The 13,690-nt window shown below is 36.9% G+C and carries 7 protein-coding genes; 6 read left to right on the top strand and 1 reads right to left on the bottom strand.

Annotation, left to right across the window (positions count from 1 at the left end):
- Positions 1-36: 36 nt before the first annotated feature.
- Positions 37-1,971 (bottom strand): DUF8202 domain-containing protein, encoded by a 1,935-nt coding sequence (locus tag MR054_RS13280; protein ID WP_242158317.1) that lies wholly within the window; start codon positions 1,969-1,971, stop codon positions 37-39.
- Positions 1,972-2,890: 919 nt separating this feature from the next.
- Here MR054_RS13280 and MR054_RS13275 point away from each other — a divergent pair.
- The 6 genes from MR054_RS13275 to MR054_RS13250 all read left to right on the top strand — a co-directional run bounded on the left by MR054_RS13275 (position 2,891) and on the right by MR054_RS13250 (position 13,596).
- On the top strand, positions 2,891-4,204 hold the full coding sequence (locus MR054_RS13275; protein WP_242158316.1) for an aspartate aminotransferase family protein: 1,314 nt from the start codon (positions 2,891-2,893) through the stop codon (positions 4,202-4,204).
- A gap of 2 nt (positions 4,205-4,206) precedes the next feature.
- Positions 4,207-5,142 carry a carbon-nitrogen hydrolase family protein gene (locus tag MR054_RS13270; protein WP_242086860.1) on the top strand — a complete coding sequence of 312 codons (936 nt, stop codon included), beginning with the start codon at positions 4,207-4,209 and terminating at the stop codon, positions 5,140-5,142.
- Between the two features lie 14 nt (positions 5,143-5,156).
- Positions 5,157-7,904 carry an aminotransferase class I/II-fold pyridoxal phosphate-dependent enzyme gene (locus MR054_RS13265; protein ID WP_242158315.1) on the top strand — a complete coding sequence of 916 codons (2,748 nt, stop codon included), beginning with the start codon at positions 5,157-5,159 and terminating at the stop codon, positions 7,902-7,904.
- 24 nt (positions 7,905-7,928) lie between these two features.
- A complete protein-coding gene (locus MR054_RS13260; protein WP_242158314.1) occupies positions 7,929-9,467 on the top strand; it encodes a biotin carboxylase in 1,539 nt (512 codons plus the stop codon).
- A gap of 1 nt (position 9,468) precedes the next feature.
- Positions 9,469-10,827 carry an NAD-dependent succinate-semialdehyde dehydrogenase gene (locus tag MR054_RS13255; protein WP_242158313.1) on the top strand — a complete coding sequence of 453 codons (1,359 nt, stop codon included), beginning with the start codon at positions 9,469-9,471 and terminating at the stop codon, positions 10,825-10,827.
- 243 nt (positions 10,828-11,070) lie between these two features.
- A complete protein-coding gene (locus tag MR054_RS13250) occupies positions 11,071-13,596 on the top strand; it encodes a DUF2339 domain-containing protein (RefSeq protein ID WP_242158311.1) in 2,526 nt (841 codons plus the stop codon).
- The last annotated feature ends 94 nt before the right edge of the window (positions 13,597-13,690 follow it).

Genomic DNA, 13,690 nt, shown 5'->3' with positions numbered 1-13,690 from the left:
TAGATTCGTTATCAGATACTATTTCGGTTGCAATGGTCATTCTACTATCAACTTTTTATTGGCTTTTAAATTTTTAGCCTGAATCATGACGTTATAAACACCAGAGGTAGGAATGAATTCTTTTATTTCATAATAGGATTTCCCGGTATAATTAAATGTTGAAATTTTTCTTCCTAACATATCAAACACAAAAACTGAGACTTTTTGAGGATCTTTAAGATTCATTTTAATATGAAAATAGCCGTCTTTTGACTGATTTGGGAATATTTTTAAGGCAGTTATATTATTTTCAGTGATTTTAATCGAATCTATCGCTTTACAGCCCCGACTCGAAGTAAGGATTATCGTGTAAACTCCCGGTTCACTTATTGTAATACTCGGTTGATTACTATAGAACCCATTATCAGAGGTCCATTTATAAGTAATGTTATCCTCTGAGTTAATTGTGGCATCAAGAGTAATTTCTCTGGTATCCCAGGGAATCTCTTTATCTGCACCCATATCGATATTTATGGGTTCAGGAGCTTCAAAGTTATAATTGGTTTCTGTTTGATTCCCGGCTTTGTCAGTCACCTCCAATACATATTCGCCTTCAGAGAGATCATCCAAAATATGCTCGGGAAATTTATTCTGGGTACTGTTCCAGCTCGTTTTTACAAAATTTGATTCCACCAATTGATATTCATAGGGTGGCAATCCACCTGAGGTGCTAAAGGTTAATCTTCCTTTTCCCGTTTCACAGTTAATGGCTTCGAAGGTTTCCAAAGATGCTACTAATGGTTTTTTCAATCCAAAGGTAAAAACGTCACTACCAGAACTATCGGTATCCCAATGCAATCCATTAAAAGAAACGGTTTCGTCTGTTGATTCACCAGCCTCAAAATATTCGGTGTTTTCCGGAAGAAATGTTGCCTTTCCACTACGGTCAATTACCAGTAAATAGGTGTTGTCATCATTTTTATTGGCATCTTTAAGTTGGGAGACATCCAATTCCAGACTCGTACTTAAATCAGAAATTAGTTCCCCTGTAGCCTGAATATTCCATACACGATCCATAGTTGGTATAGATGAACCGGAATTCGAGGTTTCCACTATTTCCGACCCCTTATTATTATCACCCCAAATCAAATAGCAACCATTAGTAATGTTTTCTTCATTTTTCTTATTCGAGGATGCCAACGTCCCTATTCCAATGGTAATCATAGCTGATTCCTCTGAACTACGCGATTGTTTTTGGTTCAATCCTGTGATATCATCACGCCCAATTCCGGCAATCCGACTTCTATAATTTTGGTTGTGATCGATATCATAAATTTCCTTTTTATATGAAGACATATAATCCATACCATTATGCAAGGTAATACCATATTTTAATCCCAAGTACGTCTCAATGGTTTGCCTGTTTTCACCACTTATAAGACAGTTAAACAGCAAAACTTCGGCCAAATCGCCTTGAAACGCCTTTGTATCATTACCGGAAAAAGTTCCAATACTTACATACGGTTTCCCTGTACCAACACTATCATTCCTTTTGCCGTAAGATTGAACGTAGGTATTGAGAACAGGTGCCCTACTGATCCCTTCTTCAAAACTTAACTTTTTATCGTCGTAGGAAATATCTTTTGTGGTTAATGTAATTTTCGATTCCTGATTATATATACCCCATAATTCCTCGCTTCCAGAAATATTTTTTGATTGATAAACTGTAAAAATTGTAACCTGTGAAAGGTCACCAACATCGCTAAAAATTTGGAAATTACTATTTGGATTCTTTAAAGAAATAACGGGATTAAAGTTCATGAAGGCTTCACTAATAGCCTTATTATTTTTTGTTGAATCTTTTTTTGTTTGTTCTAATTCAAAGGAATTCAGGCGTTCTATTGTAAGATGAAATTTAAGCTGGGTATCTGATTGTCCCCGGCAGCAAAGTGTCAGCAATGAAATAATATAGATACAAAATTGAAATTTCATGACCTTATGGATTAATCGACAATCAAATACATTTAATATTAGAATTTGCCGTATAATAAATTAGAAGTAGGAAGAGATAAAAAACTGAAAAATTAAGTGTTTTCGCCAAACAAACACCTATATTCATTTGTAGATAAGGGTAAGAAAATGAACTACTTAATGTAACAAATATTTGCATGCAAGCGTAATAATCTTACCCATAATCGACAAAACGGTTTATTTAAGTGCTATAAAGGGCTTAAAAAGTGCTATAAATAAATTAAAATCAATAATATAAATAAAAAATTGTATGCTAATAATGAAATTTTTCTTAGAGTCTAAGAGGAATTCAAACGTAATATCAGGCTCGGTGAGGTATTTAAAAATGATAGACTTAATCGATTTTAACCGTTTAATTAATTACATATTTATTTATTGAATTTTTAATTACACTAATTATTTTAAAAAATAATTATATTTACCATGTTATTAAGTTCTTAAAAAGTATGTGTTGACTTACAAAAGCGGTTACCCTGTAAGCTACCTTTTGGCTTCTTGAAAAATAGGAAAACCTTGCTATCACTGATAAAATTAAAGGTTCAGCGGAGCCTCTTTCTCTGCAAATAGCCTTGCAGTCTTTCGATTTAAAAGGCTTTATTTTTAATAACAACTGTTCCTACCAGTTTATAACTTCCGGTTCTTCACTTATTATGCTGCTTCAACCAACTTCAGATCACCTAGAGGATTATTTTTCATGCTATTTTCCTTTATTTTTATTTTTTGATGCGGTCGGATTCTTTAGCCACTGATAATCATACTACTTGTCCTATCTCGTTTTTCAGCTTTCTTTTAAATTAAAATGAAATATTATTAAATAACCGTTAAATACTTTCAAAATAGCATTATTTAGCGTATTTTAAAACACTACAAAACTATTAATATGATTGACGAAATAACTAAATCACAAGAACTTCTAAATCGCAGAAAAGAAGTCGTTGCAAACGGCGTGGGAGTCTTTAATACCGCCACGGTAATGAAAGCCAAAGGCGCTATTATTACAGATGCTGATGGTAATGAACATATCGATTTTGCTGGGGGCATAGGGGTGGTCAATGCTGGACATTGTCCAGAACCCGTGGTTGAAGCTATTAAAGAACAGGCAGAACTGTATCTGCATACCAGCTTTAACGTGGTCACTTATGAACCTTATATCAGGTTATGTGAGGAATTGATTAAAATTCTCCCTCATGGGAATAACACCAAAGCTATGCTCGTAAGTACGGGTGCAGAGGCTGTGGAGAATGCCATTAAAATAGCCAGACAAGCCACAAAACGACCTGCTATTATTTGTTACTCAGGTGCTTATCACGGTCGCACCATGATGGCAATGACTTTAACAAGTAAGGTAGGTTATAAATACAATTGCGGGCCATTTGCACCAGAGGTGTATAGACTTCCTTTTCCGAATCTATACCGCTATAGTGGTTCGCGCGATGAAAAAACATTTGTTAAAGATGAGCTCAAAAGACTTCGTGAGAGTGCTCTCAATATCGTCGATATCAAAAGTGTGGCCGCTATTATTTTGGAACCCATTCAAGGTGAAGGGGGGTTCAATCCAGTCCCGAAAAAATACCTGGAAGGTTTAAGAGAGTTTTGTACCGAACATGGCATTCTGCTCATTGCGGATGAAGTGCAGAGCGGATTTTGCAGAACCGGACATTGGGCCAGTTGGCAACATTATGGTATACAGCCTGATATTAGCACTTATGCAAAATCCATGGGTTCTGGTCTTCCTATTGCAGCCGTTGTTGGACGCGCCGATGTTATGGATTCTGCCGTTTCTGGAACTATTGGTGGCACATACATTGGAAGTCCGGTATGTTGTGCCGCAGCTTTGGCTACCATACAATATATGAAAGACATTGACCTTAATCAGCGGGCCAAAGAAGTAGGCGAAATCATTATGACCCGTTTGATGCAACTGAAAGCGATATGCCCAGATATTGGGGATGTTCGAGGAATTGGAGCCATGATAGGTATGGAGTTTGTAAAACATGGCGACCCTACTCAACCTAATTCAGAAATATGTGATCGCATCGTACGGGGATGTGCTGAAAATGGTCTCATCCTTATTAGTGCCGGAACCCACAAAAATATTATCAGATTACTCTCCCCTTTGGTTATAACTAATGAACAATTGCACAAAGGAATGTCAATATTAGAAAACGAAATTAAAAAAGCCACCAAAATATAAATATGAGACCATTTGCAATAGCAGGGATACAGATGAAGGTATCGGCCGTAGTTTCCAATGTGGAAATGATGAAATTAAAACTTGACATTACCATGAACCTTTATCCTTGGATAGAAATGGTGATGTTCAGTGAATTGTGTGCCTATGGCCCATTGACGCATACCGCACAGGAGATTCCCAATAATTTTGAATCGGAAATGCAGGCCATGGCCAAAAAATATGGAATATGGTTAATTCCGGGTTCAATATTTGAAAAGAGTGATAATAAGATTTACAATACTGCTACTGTAATCAATCCAAATGGTGAAATCGTGACGCGTTATCGCAAAATGTTTCCGTTTTACCCCTATGAGACCGGTGTAACCCCGGGAACCGAGTTTTGTGTTTTCGATGTCCCAGATGTTGGTCGATTTGGCGTTTCTATTTGTTACGATATGTGGTTTCCAGAAACGATACGAACGTTAGTGTCGATGGGAGCTGAAGTCATATTACATCCTACACTTTCGGGAACTATAGACCGGGATATTGAATTGTCCATAGTCAGGGCCATGGCTTCAGTGAACCAATGCTACTTCTTTGATGTCAACGGTTTGGATACGGGAGGTACGGGACGTTCCATCGTCTGCGGACCAGACGGCATGGTCATTCACAAATCGGAAGGCACCGAAGAAATTATTCCACTGGAACTCAACATACCAAGAGTAAAAAGAAGTCGGGAATTGGGCATATTGCGACTTGGACAACCATTAAAAAGTTTTAGGGACCATTTAGGTCAATTCAATATCTATCAACCCAATGTCTCTCATCCTTATCTCGATTCCCTTGGGCCATTAATAAAACCTAATAGGCTGGAAAAATTAACAGAATTAATTATTAAGGAAGATGCTCTTGAACATCCCACATCTTCTACACATTACAAAGGAGATGGATCCCTTTAAAAAATCAATAAAACATGATGCAAAAGAAATCAAAAAGTGCACCGTATTATAATATAGGACAGCTACGAGTTGAATATTGGAACAAGTTAAAAATTGAAACCTCCGATCTTAGGCGTTGCCATAAGGGTTCTACAAATGAAAAAGTGCATAAGCAAAACGTCAGGGATTTACTAAAAGAGTTAAAAGGTGTAGAAAGCTTTTTTGCCTTTCCAGGCAAAGAGCGCATACAAAAATTCGAAAATGCTTTTATTAGTAATGAATATGCTTCCCTTGCCCATATGGTGGCTGAAACAACAAGACAACTGCTAGGCGATAGTTATAAAAGTAATCCGGACTTCATTGGTTTTGATGAGCAAAGCATGGATTCTGCCGAGGAGCACGAGCAATATCATAGTATTAGAAAAAACCATTTTGAAGTATTGTTTGTTGACAATATTACTACAGAAGATGAGCAGAAATTGAAACATAGCTTAAGAACGCTCCGTTCTCCCGGCGATAAATTTACCTATGATGTTTTGATACAACGTTCCTTTCAGGACGCCATGATTGCCCTGCTCTTCAACCACAATATTCAGGCAGTAGTAATTCGTTATGCTCCGCCGTATTACTCAAAGCAGATCACTCCAGTTATCAAGCCTTATGCTGAGGAAGTTTTAAAGCATGACTTTTCATCAAAATCAGAAACCGATCTCGGTCCATTTATGGGAGAGCTTATAAAACAATTCCGCCCCGAGCTGGACACCTATTATGTTACCGATACCGCACTTGGTCACTTAAAAGGGAGTACGATTAAAGGCTTTAATCGCATTTTTTATCAAACCGAGGATATACAGGAACTTCATCTTACCATTATACGAGGCATTGCTGAACGTTACAATACACCTTTCTTTTCCGCTTTAGTGGAATATAGTCAGAAACCTACTGGAGTTTTTCATGCCATGCCCATATCACGTGGTAACTCGGTTTTTAAATCACGTTGGATCCATGATTTTGGAGACTTCTATGGACGAAATATGTTTTTGGCAGAAACCTCAGCTACAACTGGTGGTCTCGACTCCTTATTGCAACCAACCGGACCATTAAAAAAAGCACAAGAGATGGCGCGTGATGCTTATGGTTCATTGTATACCTATTTTGTAACCAATGGTACATCTACTGCAAATAAAATAGTAATGCAGGCCTTGGTTAAGCCTGAAGACGTTGTGCTTATCGATAGGGATTGCCATAAATCCCATCATTATGGGCTGGTATTATCCGGTGCCTATCCTGTTTATCTGGATTCCTACCCTATTGAAGAATATTCGATGTATGGAGCAGTGCCTTTGGAACAGATCAAAGCGAAATTACTGAAACTAAAAGAAGCAGAACGACTTGACAAAGTGAAAATGTTACTTCTGACCAATTGTACGTTTGATGGTCTGGTTTATAATGTGGAGCGCGTTATGGAAGAAGTCCTCGCCATAAAACCGGATATGATCTTTTTATGGGATGAAGCTTGGTATGGCTTTGCCGGATTTGCACATAATTATAGACAGCGTACCGGTATGTTTACTGCCAATAAACTTTATAAAAAATACAACAGTGCCAATTATAGAAGACGTTATAACGAACACATTAGAGGATTGAAAAATGGTGAACAGTCTTCATTACCAGATCCCGATAAAGTCCGAATACGTGTGTATTCCACCCAGAGTACCCACAAAACATTGAGTAGTTTCAGACAAGGTTCCATGATTCATATATGGGATGAGGATTTCCGAAGAAAAACGGAAAACACGTTTCTTGAAGCTTATATGACCCACACCTCGACGTCACCAAACTATCAGATGTTGGCATCTTTGGATGTTGGCCGACGACAGGTGCAGCTTGAAGGATTTGAATTGGTAGAAAAGAGCATCGAAATGGCTATGGTATTTAGAGCCAAAGTCAATGATATGCCACAACTGAGTAAGTACTTTGATGTTTTGACTGTTCATGATTTTATACCAGATAAATTTAGACAAACCGGACTTAAGGAATACTATTCCAAAAATGAAGGTTGGAACCGTATGGAAGAGGCATGGGAGAAGGATGAATTTGTTTTGGATCCCACAAAAATCACCTTATTTATAGGAAAAACTGGAGTTGATGGGGATACTTTCAAGAACAAATTTTTAATGGATAAATTCAATATCCAGATTAACAAGACATCCCGAAACACCGTATTATTTATGACAAATATAGGTACCACCAGAGGTAGCGTGACCTATCTTATCAATGCCCTTTTAAAAATAGCAGATGCATTGGATGAAGAATTTAAAGCCTTAAACGATAAGGAAAAGGAAATACGTGATAAAAGAATACATTCCCTAACCAAAGAAGTGCCTCCATTACCTGATTTTAGTTATTTCCACCCCACTTTTCAAGCCGTACCCGGAGTTCCGGGAGGTCATTTAAGGGAAGCCTATTTTATGGCCTATAATGAAAACAATTATGAATATGTTCCTTTAGAGGATTGTTTGTCAATTATGGATGCTGGAAGAATCTTGGTTGCTTCCACCTTTGTCATTCCATATCCGCCAGGATTTCCAGTACTCGTTCCAGGCCAAGTGGTAAGCGATCAAATTATCAATTTCATGACAGCACTTGATGTTAGCGAAATTCATGGATATCGATCCGATTTAGGATTGAGAGTATTTACTGAAAAGGCACTCAACAATGAAAAACCTAGGACTCCCAACGCAAAAAGACCCATTGAAAAAAAGAAAAAACAATTAATTTAATTTTAATCATTTAAAACTATTTATATGACAACGAAAGAAATATTAGATAAGAAAAAAGTTAAGAAACCCATTACAAAAAAAGCACCACGGGTGAAAAAGGCTTCAAAAAACCAAGTGCTTCATGGGGTACCCAATATTAGACGGTTCTTTTACAAGAATGAAGTACCACTTTATTTCATTAGCGCCACCAATTTCAACATGCTTGGGGCCGACGAATGGATTAAAGGATTTAAGTTTATTTGTCAGATTGAATGCTTTGATGGTGAACATCCCAATGTGTTTTCACCCAAGGAGGAAATTCCGCATGACGAATTTACCAGCATTGAAGATATCAACAATTATTTGCTTCAACATCCCGAGGTTCAAGACTATTTGAAAACGCGGAAAAAAGGAAATAAAGTCGGTAAGGCTATGTTTTTGATGTTTGATGAAGAGACAGAAAAATTGGCAAAAAAATTAGGTTTGGAAATTATGTTTCCTTCAGCCAAAATGCGAACGTTCATGGATAACAAGGTCAATACCAACCGCATTGCTGAAAAGGCTGGTGTTCCTTGTGTTCCCTATGTACTCTCATCAGTTAAAGATTATGCCCATCTCAAGAAAGTTTCTAAACATCTCGGGAATGATTTGGTGATTCAAACACCCTTTGGAGATTCAGGCCACACTACATTTTTTATATCCAATGAAGATGAATTTAAAAAATATGAAGAAGAGATTGTCAAGGAGAAAGAATTGAAAATAATGAAGCGCATTAATTGTAGAGGTTCTGCAATTGAAGCCTGTGTAACTCGACATGGTACTATCGTCGCTCCATTAATGACAGAACTGGTCGGGTTCAAAGAATTGACACCATATAAAGGTGGCTGGTGTGGAAATGAGATTTATCCAAATGCCTTTACACCAGAAATTCGCGAAAAGGCCACAGCATATACGCAACTTTTTGGAAATCAGTTAAGAAAAGAAGGTTACAAAGGTTATTTTGAATTAGACTTCTTAATAGACCAAGATAACGGCGAAATTTATTTGGGCGAATTGAATCCAAGGGTTACAGGTGCAAGTTCAATAACCAATCATGCCGTTTTTGCGCTGGCGGATGCTCCTCTTTTCATATTCCACATTTTAGAATGGATGGAGGTAGATTATACCTTGAACATCGATGAAATAAATGACCGTTGGTCGCGTCAGGAGAACATTGATGGCTGGAGCCAACTCATAATAAAACATACCAAAGACACCATTGAGTATGTATCAGATGCTCCGAAATCCGGAATTTGGAAAATGTTCGATAATGGCCATATACAATTTGACCGAATGGACACACATAGAAGGGCAGTAGAAAGTGAAAATGAGGCGTTTTTCCTCCATATTGCCAAAGAAGGTGATTATTTGTATGAAGGTGCCGATATGGGTATTTTGGTATCTAGGGGTCGTATGATGACCAATGATTTTAAGCTAAATACACGAGCAAAACATTGGATAACCGCAATAAGAAATAAATATACAACCCAAGTTGTGGAAGACAAGAGAGAAAAAATAGTGCTTACTGGAAGCTTGACCAAATAATATGGTATTTAAGAGTATAAACCCCTATAATGGTGAGGAAATTGGTGCCTATAAAGCACTTAACCAAGAAGCGCTTGTGGAAAAGTTGGACAATAGTCAAAAGGCTTTTGAATCTTGGCGGGAAGTATCCCTTCAGGAACGCTGCCATCTCATTAAAAAAGCAGGGCAAGTATTGCGTGATAATCTGGAAGACTATGCCAAAATGATCACTTTGGAAATGGGGAAACCTATTTCTGAATCGCAATCGGAAATTAACAAGTGTGCTTGGGTGTGTGATTATTATGCAGACAACGCCTCAACTTTTCTTGCTAATCAACCGATTGTTACGGATGCTGATAAGAGTTTTGTACGGCACGATCCCATTGGAAGTGTTTTGGCCATTATGCCTTGGAATTTTCCGTTTTGGCAAGTTTTCAGATTTGCAGCTCCAACCTTGACCGCCGGAAATACTGGTTTACTAAAACACGCTCCAAACGTATTTGGTTGTGCCCAAAAAATTGAAGAGGTATTCATTAAAGCAGGTTATCCTTCAAATGTTTTTCAAAGTTTAATCGTCCATCATGATCAAACCGAAAAAATTATTGCACATGATGCTGTTAAAGCCGTTACCTTAACTGGAAGCGAAAGAGCGGGTGCTGCTGTTGCAGAAATTTCAGGGCGCTATATAAAAAAAACGGTTTTGGAATTGGGAGGCAATAATGCATTCATAGTTTGGGAAGATGCAGATATTAATAAAAGCGTCCAAATAGCACTGACTGCCAGAATGCTCAATTGTGGCCAAAGTTGTATAGCAGCCAAACGTTTTATTTTGGTAGAAAGTATATATGATGAATTTGTTCATAAATTTAGGGAAGCCACAATGAGTTTGAAATCGGGGAATCCATTGGATAAAAATACAACCATTGGGCCCCTTGCCAGATTGGATCTTGCCAATCAATTAAACCAACAAGTGAAAAAATCCATTGCACAAGGGGCTAAATTATTGCTGGGTGGTCATCAAAAAGGTTGTTACCATGAGCCCACAATTTTGGGAGATGTTGTACCCGGTATGGATGCTTTCGATCAGGAAACTTTTGGTCCTTTGGCGGCGATGATTAGAGCAAAAGATATAGGACATGCTTTTACCTTATCTGAAAATTCCAATTATGGACTTGGAGTATCGGTATGCACACAAAATACGGACAAAGCCATTAAATATGCGTATAGAGTAAGTGATGGAGCTTATTTTATCAATGAGTTGGTTAAATCCGATCCCAGATTACCTTTTGGTGGCAACAAAAAATCGGGATACGGAAGGGAGTTGGCAAAAGACGGTATAATGGAGTTTGTGAACAGAAAAACTGTTTATATAAAGTATTAAATTTTTAATTTCTGCAAAAATTATAAATGCTAGAACATTTGTTAAAGCATTTTTTAATAACTCAAAAAGTAATGCGTCTTTTAGGTTTTCAATTTTATCGATTTCGACATTTCCTAAATAGAAGTAAGGCTCATTAACTATAACCGTAATACATATCTATTATGCGACTTTTTTCACTACATTAGTTATCTAAACTACTAAAACAGTCTTTAATCAAAGAGTTGGTGCTAATGATTAAAAAAAATGACCGATAACCAAGACCAATTAAACAAGCTTCTTATTAAACTGGAAGCGCTTTTGAAAAGGCAAGAAGCCTTCTCAAAGGAGGTACATGAATTACGAGAAGAAATCTACCACTTAAAATCGGCTCAATCCAAAAAACCTGAGCAAAAGGAAACCCCCATTGAAACGGTATCTGTTAAAACAGAACCTACTCATCATCAAAGTGAATCTCCAAAAAAGTTAACGAGAAATGATAAGAATTACGTCTTGGGTGGTGTATGTTCTGGTTTGGCTGAGTACTTTAATATAAATGTTCTGGTGGTTCGTATTCTTTGGATCCTTCTTTCCGTATTATTTTGTGTTGGAGTTTTACTTTATTTTCTCTTGTGGATTGCATTGCCCTCAAAAAAGTCAAAGCAGGCTTACCCTAAGATGTCCAAAAAAATTAAAGATCCTACGCCGGTATATCAATCGCATGTTGAAGTGCCAAGAGAAAAAAGCAACCGAAATCTGGAAAAATTCATCGGTGAAAATCTTATTAATAAAATTGGTATCGTCATTCTTGTTATCGGTGTGGGAATTGGAGCAAAATATTCCATTGAACATGACTTGATTAGCCCACTTACACGGATTATTTTAGGCTATCTCATAGGTTTGGGCCTTTTGGTATTCGGGATAAAACTGAAAGAAAAGTATGCCAACTTTAGTGCTGTTTTAGTCAGTGGTGCCATGACGGTTTTATATGTGATGACTTACCTAACCTATGGCTTATATGGACTGCTTCCACAAGTTTTCGCTTTTTGTCTAATGGTCCTTTTTACTGTATTTACAGTTATTTCAGCCTTAAACTATAACAAACAAATTATTGCCCATATTGGACTGGTTGGTGCTTATGCAGTTCCTTTTTTATTAAGCGAAAATTCAGGTAATGCAATGGTGCTTTTTAGTTATATGGTTATTATTAACAGTGGAATTCTAGTTATTGCATTTAAAAAATACTGGAAAACCCTTTACATCTCATCCTTTTTACTCACCTGGCTGATATATGCAACTTGGCATGCTTCGAGCTACAGCACCGATGTGTACTTTGCTATGGCTTTAGTTTTTATTTTACTCTTCTTTGCTGTTTTTTATGCAACTTTTTTGGCATTTAAATTAATCCAACAGGAAAAATTTGAGGTCATTGATATTGTGCTACTGCTGGCCAATTCCTTCATTTTCTACGGATTTGGATATGCCATTTTAGATAACCATGAGATTGGAACCAAATTATTGGGATTATTCACATTGGGTAATGGCCTTTTGCACTTTATTGTAAGTGTTATCATTTACAAACAAAAATTGGGCGACAGAAATTTATTTTACTTGGTTTCTGGATTGGTGATGGTATTTGTCACCATTTCTATTCCCGTTCAACTAGATGGTAATTGGGTAACTCTTTTATGGATTGGGGAGGCCGCTTTACTGTTCTGGATTGGAAGAACAAAAAGCATGGCTATTTACGAATATATTTCATACCCGCTCATGGCGTTGGCTACCTTGAGTATCCTTCAGGATTGGAGCTTAGCGTACAGTAATTATTTGAACCTAATAGAGACTACGCCACTATTCAATCCCCAATTCCTAACCTCAGCTTTTTTTATTGGTGGTTTTTACTTTATTTATGTATTGAATACTCAAAATAAATACAAATCTTTTGTAAAGCCTCAACTACTGGAAATTACGTCATTTGTAATCCCTGCTGTGCTTATCAGTGCTATCTATTTAGCCTTTAGGCTGGAACTGGAAAATTATTGGCAGGTACTTTATAACAATTCAAGATCCCCTATGAACGACTCTGTACAAAATTCGAATTTAGATTTACTTAAATTCAAAACCATATGGGTACTTAATTATTCCTTGCTTTTTGTTTCAGTGCTTTCCTTTTTGAACATGAAAAAAATTAAAAACAGGGTATTGGGTCAAATTAATGTAATTCTTAACGTTTTTGCAATACTCGTCTTCCTAACACAAGGACTATACACCATAAGTCAATTGCGGGAGAGTTATTTGGAGCAAAATGTTTCATCGCAATATAACATTGGTGATTCCCATATTATGATAAGATATTTGTCTTTAGCCTTTTTAGCATGGGCACTTTATACTTGTTATAAATACATCCGGCAAGAATTTATGAAAGTTGATTTTAAAATGGGTTTTGACATCTTGCTCTACACCACGGTAGTTTGGATAACCAGCAGCGAGTTAATCCATTGGTTGGATATGGCCAATTCAACGGAATCATATAAACTTGGGTTAAGCATCCTTTGGGGAGTATATTCCCTAATCTTAATTTCTTTGGGTATCTGGAAGACAAAAAAGCATCTGCGCATTGGGGCGATTATCCTGTTTTCGATTACACTAATCAAACTTTTCTTTTATGACATTTCCCATTTGAATACCATATCAAAAACCATTGTATTTGTTTCTTTAGGAATTTTGTTATTAATCATCTCCTTTCTGTACAATAAGTTTAAACACAAAATTACCAGTGAGAATGACCACTAATGTCATGGTTTTTTGCTAATGTAAATTGACTTTTTAGTTCAACTGCAAATGACAAAGCAAAAATTGTAATGAAAAATTACCGGGATATCCCTAT

Source organism: Aestuariivivens sediminis, from assembly GCF_022662105.1.
Lineage (GTDB): Bacteria > Bacteroidota > Bacteroidia > Flavobacteriales > Flavobacteriaceae > Aestuariivivens > Aestuariivivens sediminis.
Note: the sequence above shows the minus strand (reverse complement) of the source record. Positions and strands in the feature narration are given on the sequence as shown.